The organism is Paenibacillus nitricinens, from assembly GCF_052056485.1.
GTDB lineage: Bacteria > Bacillota > Bacilli > Paenibacillales > Paenibacillaceae > Paenibacillus_AQ > Paenibacillus_AQ nitricinens.
Window position 1 is genome coordinate 3691030 of sequence record NZ_CP183948.1, and the last position, 17488, is coordinate 3708517.

Below are 17488 nucleotides of genomic sequence, written 5' to 3' on the forward strand. Positions count from 1 at the left end.
TATCTGAAAAATCCGATTTTTGTAGAAGGTAAGATATTTTTTAAATTTATTTAATAATCTGGGGAGTTCACTACTCCGATATCCTTAACTCTACTCTAACCCCATAAGCACGAAGTGAGGCTTGTCCACCTACAGGGAAAGTAATCATAGGGGATGTATGTCCAAAGTCCACGTCTGCAATGACAGGAATGTCTGATAGCTCTTCTTTCGAAGTTATGATTTTGATCAACAGTTCTTTAGTCATGCGTGATCCTTGTTGGAATCTGCCAATAACCAATCCTTTAACATGCTGAAAATCCGGTTGATGAATCAGCGATTGTAAATCCCTATCAAACGTTGCAGGCGATGATTCATAATCATCCTCTAGAAATAATATCGAATTTTTTAAACTTGGCATATACTCCGTTCCCTGCAAAAGATTTAATGTACAAAGGTTCCCACCGATAATTGTCCCCTTTGCTTCTCCATCATTGATAATGAATGGGCCCTCATTTCTGATAAATACACGGTTCTCCTGATCCAGATACCACTCATCATCACTCCAATGCTTCGAAGGCCTCACCACTATTTCTTTGTTGTCCATCATCAGCTTACGGAAATATTCGGTTGTATATTCATTGTCGAAAAATGTGGTCCGGAATATGTAACTAATCCTGTTTTAGCATAGATCGCATTACTTAAAGCCGTAATATCCGAATACCCGCATAATCGTTTAGGATGCTCAGCAATGAGGGAATAGTCGATATAACGTAGCAGCTGATTGCTATTAAAGCCTCCAATGGTCGTAAGAATCCCTTTAACATTCGGATCTAAAAAAGCTTCGTGCAAATCCTCTATTCTAGAATCGATCGATGAGGAGACAAAATCATCCTTCTCAAAGGAATTTACGGAAAATGATATCCGAAAACCTAATTTTTGCAGCTGTTCTTTGGCAATTTTCCTTTGTTCAGCAGCGATTAATGACAGACTTCTGGCGGGTGAGATGATCCGCAACTCATCACCAGGCTTTAACTTATTGGGTTTCATCATTTGTCCTCCCTATATAAGTTTTTAAAATACGGATGAATGATTTTATAGAGTATTCGATCAATTTGTTTCATCTCCTTCCATTATATCTATTTTCAAAAAAAGTGGAAAACTCAAAAAGGCGAAACGCAAATGCGTTCCGCCTTTCAGTGCCTGCTAGAGCAATTGGGTAAAGAAATTATTTCATTACGTGAATAGGGTGACCTTCAACCAATTCAGCAGCTTCCATGACGATTTCGCCAAGGGTTGGATGCGCATGAATAGTCAAAGCGATATCTTCAAGTGTTGCGCCCATTTCGATAGCCAAACCAAGTTCAGCGATCAAGTTAGAAGCTTCGATACCAACGATTTGTGCACCAAGCACAAGATTGTTCTCGGAGTTAGCAACAATTTTGATGAAACCTTCTGGGCTGTTCAAAGATACGGCACGGCCATTCCCTGCAAATGGGAACTTACCAGCTTTCACTTTGTAGCCTTTGTCTTTCGCTTCTTTCTCAGTCAAACCAACGCTTGAGCACTCAGGATCTGTAAACACAACTGCTGGGATGACTTTGTAGTCAACAACAGATGTAAGTCCTGCAATCGCTTCTGCGGCAATCTTACCTTCATAAGAAGCTTTGTGAGCCAACGCCAGACCTGGAACAACGTCGCCGATAGCGAAGATGTTAGGAATGCTAGTGCGACCTTGGTGATCGACTTTGATCAATCCACGCTCTTCGAGCTCAAGACCAATCAGGTCTAGTCCAAGTTCACCGTCAGTGTTAGGACGACGGCCTACAGTAACAAGCAAGTAATCCGCAGTTACTTCTTTGGATTCGCCACCAACAGAATACTTCACAGTAACTTCCTTGTCGTTCTGTACAGCACTTTCAGCTTTAGCGTTAGTTACGATTTCGATGCCAGTTTTAGCCATGTTCTTCGCAACCAAACGAGTCATATCTTTATCGAAGCCTGGAAGTACAGTATCCAAACCTTCAATGATGGTTACTTTAGTACCGAATTTGGAGTACATTTGGCCAAGTTCAGCGCCGATGTATCCACCACCGATTACGATCATGCTCTTCGGAATTTCTGGAAGTTCCAGAGCTTCAGTCGAAGACAAAATGCGTCCACCGAATGGGAAAGGTTTCAATTCAATCGGACGGGAACCTGTAGCAATGATACAGTGTTTGAAGCGATAACGTGGGGATTCATGATCATTGAACACACGTGCTTCTGTGTCGCTGATAAACATGCATTCGCCGTTAAATACTTCAATTTTGTTACCCTTCATCAAGCTAGTCACGCCGCTAGTCATTTTCTTAACAACGCCGTTTTTGAACTCTTGAGTTTTGGCAAAATCCACTTTAACGTTCTCAGCTGTAACACCGAAAACTTCACCATGCTTAGCAGATTCGAACTGATGTGCTGCTGCAATCAGTGCTTTAGAAGGGATACATCCGCGGTTCAAACATACACCGCCGAGTTCCGATTTATCCACGATGAGGACTTTTTGGCCGAGCTGAGCGGCACGAATTGCCGCTACATACCCACCAGGACCTGCACCAATGACCAATGTGTCAATATCTAGAGAAGCGTCTCCTACTACCATAATTATACCTCCATAACCAGCAGCTCAGGATTATTGAGCAGCGATTTAATGTAGTTCATAAAGTTTTGAGCAGTCGCACCATCGATAATACGGTGGTCAAAGCTGAGTGACAACGCCATTACAGGAGCAACTACGATTTCACCATTTTTCACAACTGCTTTTTCACTGATACGGCCAGTTCCGAGGATAGCCACTTCAGGGAAGTTAATGATTGGAGTAAAGAACATGCCGCCAGCAGAACCAATGTTACTGATGGAGATCGTGCTACCCTTCATTTCGTTAGCAGACAATTTACCGTCACGACCACGAACAGCAAGGTCAGTGATGCTGCTAGCGATCATCCAAATGCTCTTACGATCAGCGTCTTTGATAACTGGAACGATCAGACCGTTAGGAGTATCAGTAGCGATACCGATATTGTAGTATTTCTTGTAGACGATTTCGCCTGCTTCTTCATCAATCATAGCGTTGAGCGCTGGGAATTGACGGGAAGCCGCAACCAAAGCTTTAACAATGAACGGAAGGTAAGTAACCTTAACGCCTTTTTTCTCAGCGATAGGTTTCATACGTGTACGGAATGCTACCAGTTCAGTAACATCTACTTCGTCCATAATGGTAACGTGTGGTGCAGTGTAAGCAGATTTAACCATTGCGTTAGCGATCGCTTTACGAATGCCCTTGTATGGTACACGTTCTTCTTCAAGACTTACATTACCGCTTGCTGCTGCAGATGTTGCTTTAGCTTCGGTCTTAGCAGCCTTAGGAGCTTCAGTAGCCGCTACTGCCGGTGCTGCAGCAGGTGCTGAACCACCCTTCAAGAATGCTTCTACATCTTCACGTGTGATTTTGCCGCCTTTTCCAGTTCCGTTCACTTTGGAAATATCGACTTTTTGCTCACGAGCAAATTTGCGAACGCTTGGTGTAGCCAATACATCGCGGTCAGGAGCTGGTGTTACACTTGCAGACCCGCCTTGTTTAGCATCAGATGGGCTAGTTGCTGCAGGGGAAGAAGTAGTATTTGCACTTCCTTGTGCTGCATCGGCTTCAGCAGAGGCATGACCTGCTTGTTCAGGAACGTCACCTTCTGCTGCAATGATAGCTACAACATCGCCAACGCGGCATACTTGACCATCTTTAGTCAGAACTTCCAACACAGTACCATTCACTGGACAAGGAACTTCAACAACAGCCTTGTCATTTTGAACTTCCATGATGATATCATCATCGGTTACTTTGTCACCGGCTTTGATATGCATTTTGATGATTTCACCTTCATGCAGACCTTCACCTAGTTCTGGGAAACGATACTCAAAATTTGCTGATTTAGCATTCGAAGATGCAGGAGCAGCAGCTGGAGTTGGAGCCGGAGCTTCTTCAGCAGCATGACCTTCTTGCTCAGGAACGTCGCCCTCAGCTTCGATAATCGCTACAACTTCGCCAACACGGCATACTTGACCATCTTTAGTCAAAACTTCCAACACAGTACCGTTCACTGGACAAGGCACCTCAACTACCGCCTTGTCATTTTGAACTTCCATTACGATATCATCATCCGTTACCTTGTCACCGGCTTTGATATGCATTTTGATGATTTCACCTTCATGCAAACCTTCACCTAGTTCAGGGAATCGGTATTCAAACTTTGCCACTTTGAAAACCTCCTTGTGAAATTGGGACTGACCTTATGATTAGAGAAGAAGAAACGACGTTGTCATCCCTAAAGGATGACAACCGTTTCTCATAGGAAATATTTTAGAAATCCAAAACTTTCTTCACGCCTGCAATAATACGCGCAGGGTTTGGAAGCCATGTATCTTCAATTTGTGCGAATGGATACACGGTGTCAGGACCTGCGATACGCAGAACCGGTGCTTCCAAGTGCAGCAGAGCTTTTTCGTTGATTTGTGCAATAACTTCAGCAGCCACACCGGAGCTCTTTTGAGCTTCTTGTACTACGATTGCACGATTAGTCTTCTTCACAGACGCTACGATAGTGTCGATGTCGATTGGACTTACAGTACGAAGGTCGATAATTTCAACGTTAACGCCTTCTTTTTCGAGTTGCTCGGCTGCTTTGGTAGCTGTATGTACCATCAGCCCGTAAGTAATGATCGATACGTCTGTACCTTCACGCACTACGTTTGCTTTGCCAAGTTCAACAGTGTATTCACCTTCTGGTACTTCAGCACGGAAAGCATGGTAAAGGTTCAAATGCTCCATGAAGAATACAGGGTCATTGTCGCGGATAGACGCGATTAGAAGTCCCTTAGCATCATATGGGTTTGAAGGAATTACTACTTTAATACCCGGGCTTTGCGCAATCAAACCTTCAAGTGAATCTGTGTGAAGTTCAGCAGCTTTAACCCCGCCACCAAAAGGAGTACGGAATACGATTGGAGCATTATATTTACCGCCAGAACGCCAGCGCAGACGTGCCGCTTGAACAACGATCTGATCCAGTGCTTCAAAGATAAAACCTACGAATTGAATTTCAGCAATCGGGCGGAAGCCTTGTACACCAAGACCAAATGCCAGACCACCGATAGCGGACTCAGCTAGTGGAGTATCAAAAATACGATCTTCGCCAAATTCTTTTTGCAGACCTTCTGTTACACGGAAAACGCCACCTACATTACCAACATCCTCTCCGAAGATAAGAACGTTAGGGTCACGATTCAGTTCAACGCGCATCGCGTCGCGAATCGCTTCTTTCATATTCATTTGTGCCATTGCCTGATATCCCCCTTATTCAAAATCGGCTTTTTGCTCTTCCAGATGTTTAGGTGTTACTTCGAACATGCTGTCGATCAAGCCAGGTATTGTCATTTTTTCGGTTTGTTCAGCTTTTTTGATCTGCTCGTTAACTGTAGCTTTCGCTTCATCTTTCACGCGCAGCGTATCTTCTTCAGTCCAAAGACCTTTCTTCTCCAAATACTTGGCAAGACGGTTGATTGGATCCTTTTCACTCCATTGTCCCTCTTCTTCTTTCGAACGATATTTACTTGCATCGTCAGAAAGGGAGTGTGGACGGAAACGGTAAGTTACAGCTTCGATCAATGTAGCACCTTCGCCATTACGTGCACGCTCAGCAGCGTCACGAACAGCACTGATTACTGCAAAGATGTCCATGCCGTCAACTTTAATCCCTGGAATACCAGCTGCAACCGCTTTGTGAGCGATCGACTTGGAAGCTGTTTGTTTTGCGAACGGAGTCGTAATCGCATAACCATTGTTTTGAACAAAGAAGATAACAGGCAGTTTAAAGCGACCAGCAAAGTTCAAGCCTTCATAGAAGTCGCCTTCTGAAGAACCGCCATCACCAGTGTAAGTAATTGCAACACTCTTTTGTTTTTTCAATTTAAAGCCCATTGCAATTCCTGTAGCGTGCAGGATTTGCGCGCCGATGATGATTTGTGGCATCAATACATTAACGCCATCAGGAATCGCTCCACCATGCTGGTGTCCACGGGAATATAAGAATGCTTGGTACAATGGAAGTCCGTGCCATACTAGCTGCGGAATATCACGGTAGCCTGGGCATAAGAAGTCTTCTTTCTCCAAAGCGTACTCGCTACCAATCATAGTAGCTTCTTGACCGGATACCGGTGCGTAGAAACCAAGACGGCCTTGACGGCCAAGATTTACTGCACGATCATCCCAAGTACGGGTAAATACCATACGATACATAATTTCTTTCAGTTGATCGTCGGTTAAATCAGGCATTTTATCCTTGTTGATAATTTCTCCATCCGGGGAAAGTACCGTTAGAGCCTCGACGTCCTCTGTATACACTTCATAAGGAACTTTACTCATTATCTTCACCTCAATAAAAAAATTTGAATATCAGCTGCCTCTGTTATAATATTATTATACACCTGTTTGGTTACTTTCGTCAAAGAAATACTTATAAAATTTATATTCCTTTAAATTTTGTATGTATAACAGGTGATTTATTTTTATATAACAGTTTAAAGCTTTTGGAACAAGTAAATGATTAATCACACAGTTACTCAGCTATTCATTTTAGAGCAAATCCGTGTGTATTGCAAAATTCGACAAGAAAGGTGACGTGGCAACTATGAGCGATTCTGTTTTTCTGAAACGCACAATTGTAAAAGAAACGCTTTGGAGTGAACATCTGCAGGAGGAACGCAAGTTACGCATCTACCTCCCTCCCGGCTACAACGAAGTTTTAAGCTACCCAGTGGTGTACTGCCAAGACGGAGAAGAATTCTTTAACTTTGGCCGCATTGCTACACTTGCTGGACGTCTTATAATAGAAGAAGACGTGGAGCCCTTCATCATTGTTGGTGTCGAAGTAGACGTCGCGGTGCGAACCCAAGAATATGCTCCTTTTGGCAACCGATTCAAACAGTACTTATCTTGCTTTTCCGAAGAGATTATTCCCTTCATTGAACAAAAATATCCTGTACGCCGTACGCCGGACGAACGTATCTTAGCTGGCGACTCCCTTGGGGGCAGTGTATCACTCCATCTTGCCCTTGCTTATCCAGCGATCTTTACCCGTATCATCAGCCTTTCAGGTGCATTCTATCCTGAATCCCGCGACATGCTGGCTGAGGAAGTGGATCTATCCTGGCTCAACATTAATATGGTCGTTGGTCTGCAGGAGACCGACTACAAAACGGATACTGGTATTTATGATTTTGTTCAGATGAATCGAGAAACAAAAACATTGCTTGAATCACGTGGAGCAACCGTATCCTACCGAGAGAAAGACGGACGCCATCTCTGGGGCTTCTGGCAGAAAGAACTCCCAGAATCTCTACTCTATTTTTTAAACACATAAAGACCTATTGATAGTTGTAAATAGTGAACATCTAAAGAACAGTATGTAGATTACTTGATGGCGCTTACAGTATAATCCAGCAACTTTACTCGATTTACAATATAAAACATACAAAGAGAGCTGTAATCCAAAGAGGTTACAGCTTTTCTCTTATCATTCTTTCCAGCAAGATGTCACAGCCCGCGTTAATCAAGTCATATACCTGCTCAAAATTACCTGTATAGTAAGGATCGGGCACTTCGCGCAGTTCCTCCTCAGGCAATAAATCCATGAAGAACATTAGTTTGGCGTCTTCCCCGCCTGAAACCTTTCGAACATTCTCTCCATTAGACTTGTCCATGCAGACGATGTAATCAAACTTTTGGAAGTCTTCGCTGCTAACTAGACGCGCCATCATATTCTCATAGCTGATGCTGTGCTGATCAAGAATATGTCTTGTTCCTTCATGTGGTTCCTTGCCAATATGCCAATCTCCAGTTCCCGCTGAGTCTACAAGAATCTTATCAGATAGTTCTCGTTCATTAATCTTATGCCGCAGAACAGCCTCTGCCATTGGTGACCGACAAATATTACCCAGACATACAAACAGTACGCTTACGATTTCGTTCACCTCCCAGTTGTTAAACCTAATTATATGTGAATTTATACTCAAAAGATCGCACACTATCATTTTAGCGTTCTCGAGGTCAATTGTGCAACCTTTCGATCTGCATTATACTGGACAGGATACTCAACAAGAGGTTTAAGAGGAGGAATGGATGTTATGTCATCCAAACGAGTCGTTATTTTTGCCGGTGGAGCATTATCTCCTGATTATTTCGATCTATTAGATGAAGATGATTTTATTATCGGTGCGGATGAAGGAGCATTGTTTCTCATTTCGCACGGATATACACCAGATATAGCAGTAGGTGATTTTGATTCTGTTTCACCTGAGGCACTTCAAAATATTGAAAAGAAAAGTAAGAAGACCATTACCTGTGATGCCGTGAACAAGGATTTGACAGATAGCGAGATGGCGCTCGATATTGCGATGGATCTGCAACCGGAGTCGATTCTACTATTAGGTGTTACCGGTACTCGTATTGACCATTCCCTGGCTAGCATTCAAATGATGACAAGAGCTCTGCAACGTCAAATCAACTGCTACGTCATGGACACTCATAACTATATAACCCTTACAGGTTCCAAGGTAGTGATCAACGATTTAGGCTACACGTACGTTTCTTTACTGCCTTTAACCCCAGAAGTATCAGGTATTACCTTAGAAGGGTTTCAATATCCATTAACTGACGCTACCCTGAAGCTTGGACAATCACTTGGTGTGAGTAACAAACTGATTTCGTCCTCAGGAACGGTTAACATTCGAAGTGGATTGCTGCTGATCATTCAGAGTAAAGACTAGATACATAGGGAACATGATTACCGTAAAAATGCTACTTTTTTATAGTTTAGAAACATCATTGTAACTTTTATCTCAAATTCGAAAAAGCCGCGAAAACTCTTTAGTACCAAGGGTTTTTCGGCTTTTTTATGATCCCACTATATCAAATTATTAATTTTTTGTAACTTTTAATGAATTTTTAATAAAACGCTTACAACCCATACCCAGCCTCACTTTATTGCACCTCTACCAATTTTTATGTAATAGATAACCTGCTATACTACGAATCAGGCAAGCAAGACAAACAAATTCAACAACAAAGACTAACACCTTGGAGGTACTACAACATGAATAAACAACAATGGATTAAAAAAGCGATTGTTATAGGAATGGTTACTACAATGGGCTTAGGTACAATGATGGCAACAGGCGTAGGCGCAACGAAAGTTGAAGCAGCAACCGTGTCTAAAGGTCAAAGTGTAGTGAATTTAGGGAAGAAATATATGGGCGTGCCTTACAAGTTCGGTGCATCCACTTCTACTACTAAAGTTTTTGATTGCTCTTCTTTTACAAAATACATCTTTAAACAATATAATGTAACATTGCCTCGTACATCCGTAGATCAATCCAAAGTAGGCACAGCTGTATCAAAAGCTGATCTTCGTGTAGGTGATCTAGTATTTTTCTCCAGCGGTAGCAGAGCAAACGGTAAAAATGTAACTCACGTTGCTGTTTATGCAGGCAATGGCAAAATTCTGCACACTTACGGTAAACCAGGTGTTACGATTTCCGATCTTAACTCCGGTAATTGGAAAAAAACATATTTAAAGGCTCGCCGCGTACTGTAAACAATCGCTCTGTGGTAGAGTCATAACTATAAGAGAGAACTAGTCTCAGGATGTGGTGCCGCCTTCGGGCGCCCTCATTACATATCCTGTTCCGCGAACAGTGTGAATTAACTTGTTCCGGTGTCCTTTATCCATTTTCAAACGGATATGTCTAATGTAAACATCTACAACATTGGTATCTGCGTGAAATTGGTAACCCCATACTTCCTTAAGTATCTCGATGCGGGAGCATATCATTCCTTGGTTCGCAGCGAGATAATACAATAGATCAAATTCTTTGGGTGTCATTTTTAACTCGATCCCGTCGCGACTTACAAACCTGCGGCTGGGATCGAGCATTAAACCATCGACTCTCAGTATTTGGTTTAAATTTCGACGCCGTCCAGTAAGGGTTAACAAATTTAGAATTCTGTGTTTGAATTCACCGGTATGTAAAGGCTTTGTCATATATTCATTACCCCCGGCTGAGAACGCCGAAACTGCCCCAGTTCCCGATTCAAATTGTTCACCGGAAATCACCATTACCGGTAGTATCATCCCCTCAGCTCTTACAGCGGAAATTATGTCCCAGCCTTCCCAAGTCCCCACCTCGCATAACTCAGCAAGCAGCAGTACCGGTTCTACTTTTGATATGGATAAGCGGAGATCCTCGGGATCTTCGCTTTTTGTTGCTTCAAGTCCAATATCTTGTAGCACACTTTCTATAACGGCTCGATCTTCTTCTCTACTACTGCTATCAGCCATATACCATATTATTTGTTCAATCACAAAGTCCCCCCATATCCATATGACTTGCACCAGCATCACAGCGGTACATATAGAATTCCCGGAAAACAAAAAGACCATTCCTGAGAAATGGCCTCAACACCTATTTACAGCTTCTTTATCCAAAATATCGATGATAAAAGCTTCGAGCAGCAGCAATATCTTTTGTCCCATGAATCAACGCTCTACCATCAGCAAAAATAACTAACCGATAAGGTCCTTCTATAAAAGAAACCAGATAAGCGTTGCTGTCCACACTTCCGCTTCCTAAACGAGACAACCGATCCGCAGTTTCCTGCAAATTAAGCTTCTGTGGTCGCGCAGGGCGAATTTGCACTGTATCCCTCCCACATAGAACATCGCCTCGTCCGGTATTCGCTGCCATTAGATAGGGATAGATCGGATGACTCCCACAAGAAGGGCAGTTTTTCTTTTTGGCAGCTTTTACTCCAATTTCATGGTATTCATTCCGCCACACATCAAACGTTAACAGTTTGTTTCTTAATTGAGCTTTACGCTTACCTAGTATTTTCAACGCCTCTGCCGTTGCATTTGCCGTAACTAGTTGGACTGCCTGCGGTAGTATACCTGCCGTATCACAGGTATCACCTCCTAGTGGGACTGTGCCTAGAAGACAATGAAGACATGGAGTTTCCCCAGGCAAAATCGTATATGTTATTCCATAACTGCCTACACATGCACCATAGATCCAAGGAATACCGTGCTTAAGCGCCATATCATTAATAATGAGCCGAGTATCAAAATTATCTGTACCATCCATGATCAGATCAACCCCTGAAATGAGCCCTTCCAGCTCTTCGGCACGAACATCTATAACGTGAGCATCAATAACGACCTCAGAATTAATCTGTTGAAGTCTGCTCTGCGCAGCAGCAGCCTTAGGTATACGTTCTTGGGCATCTGCCTCAGTATAGAGCTGCTGCCTCTGAAGGTTACTCCACTCTACATAATCACGGTCAGCTAAAATAATTTTACCGACCCCGCAGCGTACCAACGTCTCTGCAATTCCCGTACCAAGCGCACCTGCACCAACGACTAATACACTAGACTGCGCGAGCTCTTCTTGTCCTTCTACGCCAAATGGGGCAAAGCGGACCTGCCGCGAATAACGTTCTTCACGCCCATCATTATGGATCATTCGATCCCCCTCCCCATATCCAAAAACCGGAGAACAGCAGATCGTCTGCTATTCCCCGGGAGTATGATGATTCTATACTTGTACAGCTGACCACTGTTCAACATCCCAAATTTTCGTAACCCAATCTTCATAGAAATCAGGTTCATGGGAGACGAGCAGAACTGTGCCTTTATATTCTTGTAATGCCCGCTTCAGCTCAGCTTTGGCAATAACATCAAGGTGATTGGTAGGTTCATCGAACAGAACCCAGTTGCTCTCACGCATCAACAGTTTACAAAGACGGACCTTAGCTTGTTCACCACCACTCAGCATGCTAAGCGGTCGGGTAATATGCTCATTTTTCAGACCACAGCGAGCTAGATGTCCACGCACTTCATTCTGGGTTAGACTAGAAAATTCATTCCATACATCCTCAATAGGTGTAAGATTAGCTGCTTTCACTTCTTGTTGGAAATACGCGGAGTTCAGATAATCTCCTAGATACGTTTTACCGCTATACGTAGGAATCACGCCAAGAATAGTCTTCAGGAGCGTCGATTTACCGACACCATTGCAACCAGTTATAGCGATCTTCTCTCCACGCTCAATGGTCATATTTAGCATAGGTAACAACGGACGATCATATCCGATCTCGAAATCAATGCCTTCGAAGACTGTTTTACCGCTGGCACGACTCTCTTTAAACTTAAAGGTAGGCTTAGCAGCTTCTTCTGGACGATCAATTCGATCCATACGATCTAGTTGTTTCTCACGGCTTTTCGCCCGTCCAGATGTGGAGGCACGAGCTTTGTTACGCTGAATGAAATCCTCTTGTTTCTTAATAAAATCCTGTTGTTTCTCATAAGCATCAATATGTTGGATTTTATTCATCTCGGCCATATTCAGGAATTTCTCGTAGTTCGCAGTGTAACGAGTAAGTTTACCGAACTCAAGGTGATAGACCACATTTACGACTTTATTCATGAATTCCGTATCATGAGAAATCAATATAAACGCATATGGATATTGCTTCAAATAGTTTGTTAACCAGTCGATATGCTCAACATCCAAATAGTTAGTAGGCTCATCCAGCAATAGTACATTCGGCTTCTCAAGCAGAAGCTTCGCGAGCAGAACTTTTGTGCGCTGACCCCCACTTAGTGAAGCAACATCACGGTCAAGTCCAATAACGGATAGGCCGAGGCCATTCGCCATTTCCTCCACTTTTACATCAATAAGATAAAAATCTCCGATGTCCAGCTGTTCCTGAATGTCTCCCATTTGCTCAAGTAACAACTCTAACTCTTCAGGAGAAGCGTCGCCCATCTTTTCAGTTATAGTTAGCATTTCCTGTTCCAGCTCTAAAAGCGGCAAGAAAGCGTCCTTCAATACATCACGGATGGTTTTCCCTGGCGTTAAGATCGTATGCTGATCCAAGTAACCATAACGGACGCGAGGCGTCCACTCTACTTTTCCACTATCCTTCAACAGTTTTCCTGTCAAAATATTCATAAGCGTCGATTTCCCTACGCCATTTGCTCCTACGATTCCCACATGCTCACCCGGTAACAACCGGAAAGAAACATTTTTAAACAACGTCCGATCCCCAAAATTATGGGAAACGTCTTCTACACTAAGTAAACTCATAAATTCTCCGCAAGCTCCTGTCTATACTTAAACTTATACTTTCTTATTTTTTTCAAAACACGTATAAATATATATTTTAACACACTTTAATGCAACACTGAACTAAAAGTTAGTTGAGTGAAAAGAGGAAGCATAGAGAACCGCTTCATTCAGCCTTTCTTTTAAAAAAACTTCGGGCTTTCCCCTTACTCGGTAAATCTAATACTTCCTCAAACATTCCATTGATCACTTCTATCAATTTCCCCTTAGGCTGGAATGGATCTTGCTGAAAAGGTAGTGCAAAAACCTTATCTGTACCTATAGCCGCTTGTAGCAGTTGTGCAGACGAGTGTTCAGCTAGCGGTAACCCCACCCTCCAATTCGTCTCAGGCTGTAAACCCTTACGCCTAATCCACAGAAGTAAATCTTCGAGTCGCCAATCTGCACCAGAAGTAATTAGAATCGGCATATCGCTATATTTGAACTCAGCAAGCGCCCCTTCATATTCCCCAACGCCAAGATCCAACACTACAAATTGATAATCCCCTCTCAGCAAATCAGCCATTTTTCCGTGAATAGGACGTTTCCAATAATGAACCCCTTTCCATGAAAAAGCAGCTTGTTCCTCCTTAGATGGGACAGGAGTAATCTGTGTGTACAATAGGTTGCGAATGCGGTCATAAACCGATGAATTGGGTGAACAATCAACCCAAGCCGTTGCCCCCTTCTGTGCAAGAAAGCTACTCAGCGCAAAAGAAGTATGTGTTGTTCCAAGACCTGAAGCTACGCCGAGTAAAGCAATGACAAACGATTTTCGCTTTTCAAGCGGTAGCGGTAGTGAGACTGCTAAAACACTTCCTCTCTCCCTTTCGGATTCCACTTTAACTAACGCCTCTAGAACTGTTTCTGCATTCTGATACCGTTCCTCCGGATGATGCCGCAGCAAACGTCTTACGATTGGTATTATCCCAACTGGCATATGGTTATATAACCGATCTTCCATTCCGTACTCCCAGTGGCTACATTGCCCTCCAGTTGCCATATAGAGAATTAATGCTCCAAGTCCATATAAATCAGATACTGGCTGACTCTGTCCACCTCCATATTGCTCAGGTGCAGCGAAGCCAACCGTACCCAGCTTAACCGTATCTTCAGAGATACCGTGTTTGTAGCTTCGTGCGATCCCAAAGTCAATTAACATCAGTTCTTTTTGCAGTGTCAACATGATATTTGAAGGCTTTAGATCACGATAGATAATCGGTGGTTGATGACCATGCAGATATTGAAGAACTTCTAAAAGCTGCTTAGCCGCCTGAATGATGAAGTCACCTGGCAAAGGTCCGGGATTATCCTTCATTAGCTGACTCAAGCTCACACCTTCAATATAGTCCATAATTAAATAGGAATACCCTTCTCGATCCGGAAGATAGAAATCGACAATACGCGGCAATCGCGGGTGGGCTAATGTAATTAACATATCGGCTTCCGCTTGGATGTCAGAATGCAGCGCATCTAAGCATAAGCTTTCTTTTACAGCCCATTGTTTACCCTTTAGACGCAAATCATCTGCAAGATAAACAATACTCATCCCACCTGAACCAATCAGGCCCGTAATTCTGTATCTGTCATCAATAACCTGTCCAATCTTAAGCTTCGTCTCAAAATACAATCTAACTCCCCCTTTTCGCAAAAAAAAAGAGAAAGCTTCCGCCATTAACGTTCTTACCGCAAAATACGGAAACGTTAATAACGGGATGCTTTCCCTTAGTATTTAGAATATGTTTGATTTAGTACTTAACCATATAAAGTGTAATTTCATCACGATTATGGAATAGCTGCTTTGCACGCTGAATCTGCATGCGCTCCCCTTCAAACATCGCAATAATTTCTTTGATCATCGCAAGTGGTTTCTTATGCATCAGTTTTACGGTCACAATGGCTGTCCCACCCGGTGACAGACTGTGGAGTAACCCGGTTACTAGCTTCGCCATCAGCTTAGGACTCCAGCTCATATCGCACACGAGCAGATCAAATTCATTGTCCCGGAATTTTACTTCTCCTGCGTTTTTACGAAGGATTTTCAAGCCCGGATAATTACGAAGGGACTCATGCATTAACGCAGGGTCAACCGCCGTAACCTTCATTCCACGTTCCAGTAAGAAAGAAGTCCACCCACCTGGAGAAGCACCAATATCTAACGCATTACGGAAGCTGTAAAAAGGAATATCAAACTCCTTCTCAGCTTCCATTAGTTTGAACTTGGCACGTGAGATTTGTCCATCTTCCTTGCGAAAACGGATGGCACCGCCATTCCAGCTAGATAAATTAGCTTCTGGTCTGGACACACCTGCATATAAGGCATTCCCGTCTGCGTAGACTGAAATAACCCAGGCTGGATCTTGCACAGTAAATTCTGCGCCTAAGCTCTGCAGTTGCTCTTGGAGCCATTCACGAAGTTCTCCCGGACTGTCCTGCCAGAAGGAAGGATCACCTTTACGAACGTTCAAGGATACCTTTGCACCCTCAAGCTCAGTGTGGCGACTTAAATACACCGCCAAACGCTCTAGAGCTTCCATGGTTCCTTCATCCTGAAACTGAACAGGCTGTATATGACGCAGGAAAATGGGAAGATTCTGTGTGAGTAGGCGCGTTACTTCCTCTGGTTCACATTGCAATGTAGCCAGAAAGATTTCGCCTGGAAGTAACAAGGTACTCTTCACAGCACCGAATAAACGGCGAAGCTCTTCTTGTGCATAAGGCGCAAATCCGTGATTAGCTGTACAAATATATCGGGAATATACTTCTTCTTCCGGAGCAATGTTCTGCTCTTCGGTATCTTGTCTTAAATCGTTCAAATCGTTTTGCCTCCAGGTCTAATTTTAATCCAGGGACGACCGCTATCCCATTCAACATCAACAGGAATATCATAAGTGGCCAAGATCATTTCATTCGTTAATACTTCTTCTTTCGGTCCAGATCCAGCTAGCTTACCCTCACGAATTAATGCAACATGCGTGAAAAGCGGGACAATTTCTTCCACATGGTGAGTTACGTACACTACAGAAACATTACGCTGTCTCAGCTTATCTATTTCAGCCAGCATTTTTTCCCTTTCATATAAATCAAGGCCAGCACATGGCTCGTCCATAATTAATAGCTTAGGGTCAGCCATAAGACATCTTGCCAGCATAGCTTTTTTACGTTCCCCCTGTGACAAGGTCCCAAAAGGATGAAATGCCATATTGCCTAGATTCATATCTTCCAGCATGCGGATTGCTTTCTCTTTTACTTCGGTAGGGATAGTTTCGTAGAAACGCAAATAAGCGTAAGCACCTGTTGCTACGACCTCCCACACCGGATCATTTAATGACATCTTTTCCATCAAGGAAGGCCCGATATAGCCAATTTCTTTACGAACCTCGCGTATATCACATTGCCCATATTTATTACCCAGCACTTCTACAGTCCCTTTGCTAGGAAACAAATAACCAGTCATCATCTCTAAAATTGTGGTTTTACCGGAGCCATTCCGTCCCAAAATGACCCAGTTCTCACCTTCTTTAACTTCTAGCGACACATCGTCCAAGATTAAGCTTTCTTCCCTGCGGAGAGATAAATGTTGTAATGAAATGATTATGATATAACACTCCTTATGTATTCCAGTACTCGCTCAACTGAAACCATGGAATAATAAACATTCGGATCATTTTCCCGTTCTGCAGAAGCTACAAGTAGTGCAGGAACGCTCGTAATACGATATTGTTGTACTAAATTCGGCAGCATGTTCACGTTGCCTGCAACCATTTGAAGTTCAGCAGGCAATAGATGAGCCGCCACCTCTAACATCCGTTCAGCTGCCTTACAAGTACCGCACAGTGGAGTGTGTAAAAATATTATAAGCGGTTCGCCTGAACTCTCGAGCGCCTCCAGTAATTCCACTTCATTCATTGCCTTCATTTCAAGTCCGTCTCCCCGGCGATATCGTGAAGCTTATCAGAACTCAGGGGACCATTTACCAAAAGCATCCCCTCAGGTTTAGCAGTATATAAGATCTCATACATTTCTTTTCGCCCCCAAAGACTGGAAGTGTGCAAATAGATTTCTCGGGGGAACAGTCCTTCCAATACGATCCGTCTGGCAACTTCTCCACCCGAATAATCATCCGGCCCCATATCGTAATCCAGTGATAAAACATCTACCTCGCACTCACGCAACATTAGAAGACATTCTTCCGTCGAACGAGCCAGAGCGAACCCTTTAGGTACTTTTCGAAGATCATCCATAAAGATATGAATCACAA

The 17488-nt window shown here is 43.2% G+C and carries 16 protein-coding genes and 1 pseudogene; 3 read left to right on the plus strand and 14 right to left on the minus strand.

Features of this window, described 5'->3' with window-relative positions:
• Positions 1–70 precede the first annotated feature (70 nt).
• The 5 genes and pseudogenes from ACN6KS_RS16295 to pdhA form a co-directional block, all read right to left on the minus strand.
• Positions 71–1026: pseudogene (locus ACN6KS_RS16295) on the minus strand (S66 family peptidase).
• 178 nt (positions 1027–1204) lie between these two features.
• Positions 1205–2617, minus strand: a complete 1413-nt coding sequence (gene lpdA, locus ACN6KS_RS16300; RefSeq protein ID WP_094872930.1) for a dihydrolipoyl dehydrogenase — start codon at positions 2615–2617, stop codon at positions 1205–1207.
• Positions 2618–2619: 2 nt separating this feature from the next.
• Positions 2620–4266, minus strand: a complete 1647-nt coding sequence (locus tag ACN6KS_RS16305; RefSeq protein WP_280787559.1) for a 2-oxo acid dehydrogenase subunit E2 — start codon at positions 4264–4266, stop codon at positions 2620–2622.
• 103 nt (positions 4267–4369) lie between these two features.
• Positions 4370–5347 (minus strand): alpha-ketoacid dehydrogenase subunit beta, encoded by a 978-nt coding sequence (locus tag ACN6KS_RS16310; RefSeq protein ID WP_094872934.1) that lies wholly within the window; start codon positions 5345–5347, stop codon positions 4370–4372.
• Between the two features lie 15 nt (positions 5348–5362).
• Complete coding sequence (gene pdhA, locus ACN6KS_RS16315) at positions 5363–6430, minus strand: pyruvate dehydrogenase (acetyl-transferring) E1 component subunit alpha (RefSeq protein WP_042188812.1); 1068 nt, start codon at positions 6428–6430, stop codon at positions 5363–5365.
• Positions 6431–6695: 265 nt separating this feature from the next.
• Here pdhA and ACN6KS_RS16320 point away from each other — a divergent pair, with 265 nt between their 5' ends.
• The gene (locus tag ACN6KS_RS16320) at positions 6696–7427 is read left to right on the plus strand and encodes an alpha/beta hydrolase (RefSeq protein WP_280787560.1); all 732 of its coding nucleotides are present in this window, start codon (positions 6696–6698) and stop codon (positions 7425–7427) included.
• A 136-nt stretch (positions 7428–7563) separates the two neighbouring features.
• Here the strand turns inward: ACN6KS_RS16320 and ACN6KS_RS16325 are convergent, their stop codons facing one another.
• Entirely contained in the window at positions 7564–8028 is a 465-nt protein-coding gene (locus ACN6KS_RS16325; RefSeq protein ID WP_094877464.1) for a low molecular weight protein-tyrosine-phosphatase, read from the minus strand.
• A 162-nt stretch (positions 8029–8190) separates the two neighbouring features.
• On the opposite strand from ACN6KS_RS16325, the gene ACN6KS_RS16330 reads away from it, so the two are divergent.
• Positions 8191–8832 carry a thiamine diphosphokinase gene (locus ACN6KS_RS16330; protein WP_094872938.1) on the plus strand — a complete coding sequence of 214 codons (642 nt, stop codon included), beginning with the start codon at positions 8191–8193 and terminating at the stop codon, positions 8830–8832.
• 326 nt (positions 8833–9158) lie between these two features.
• Positions 9159–9659, plus strand: coding sequence for a C40 family peptidase (locus ACN6KS_RS16335; RefSeq protein WP_094872940.1), 501 nt, complete (start codon positions 9159–9161; stop codon positions 9657–9659).
• Positions 9660–9704: 45 nt separating this feature from the next.
• Here the strand turns inward: ACN6KS_RS16335 and ACN6KS_RS16340 are convergent, their stop codons facing one another.
• From ACN6KS_RS16340 to ACN6KS_RS16375, 8 genes are all read right to left on the minus strand, one after another.
• Entirely contained in the window at positions 9705–10427 is a 723-nt protein-coding gene (locus tag ACN6KS_RS16340; RefSeq protein ID WP_440960054.1) for a winged helix-turn-helix domain-containing protein, read from the minus strand.
• A 115-nt stretch (positions 10428–10542) separates the two neighbouring features.
• Positions 10543–11583: a ThiF family adenylyltransferase gene (locus ACN6KS_RS16345; protein ID WP_440960055.1), complete on the minus strand. Its 1041-nt coding sequence runs from the start codon at positions 11581–11583 to the stop codon at positions 10543–10545.
• 72 nt (positions 11584–11655) lie between these two features.
• Complete coding sequence (locus ACN6KS_RS16350; RefSeq protein WP_440960056.1) at positions 11656–13209, minus strand: ABC-F family ATP-binding cassette domain-containing protein; 1554 nt, start codon at positions 13207–13209, stop codon at positions 11656–11658.
• Positions 13210–13354: 145 nt separating this feature from the next.
• A complete protein-coding gene (locus ACN6KS_RS16355; protein WP_179281699.1) occupies positions 13355–14857 on the minus strand; it encodes a serine/threonine protein kinase in 1503 nt (500 codons plus the stop codon).
• A gap of 118 nt (positions 14858–14975) precedes the next feature.
• Positions 14976–16043 (minus strand): SAM-dependent methyltransferase, encoded by a 1068-nt coding sequence (locus tag ACN6KS_RS16360; protein WP_440960057.1) that lies wholly within the window; start codon positions 16041–16043, stop codon positions 14976–14978.
• Positions 16040–16822, minus strand: coding sequence for an ABC transporter ATP-binding protein (locus ACN6KS_RS16365; protein ID WP_094872949.1), 783 nt, complete (start codon positions 16820–16822; stop codon positions 16040–16042). The genes ACN6KS_RS16360 and ACN6KS_RS16365 overlap by 4 nt, the downstream gene beginning before the upstream one ends.
• Positions 16822–17145, minus strand: a complete 324-nt coding sequence (locus tag ACN6KS_RS16370; RefSeq protein ID WP_094872951.1) for a thioredoxin family protein — start codon at positions 17143–17145, stop codon at positions 16822–16824. Before ACN6KS_RS16370 ends, ACN6KS_RS16365 begins: the two co-directional genes overlap by 1 nt.
• Positions 17142–17486: a cyclic-phosphate processing receiver domain-containing protein gene (locus tag ACN6KS_RS16375; protein WP_094872953.1), complete on the minus strand. Its 345-nt coding sequence runs from the start codon at positions 17484–17486 to the stop codon at positions 17142–17144. Before ACN6KS_RS16375 ends, ACN6KS_RS16370 begins: the two co-directional genes overlap by 4 nt.
• Positions 17487–17488: the final 2 nt, after the last annotated feature.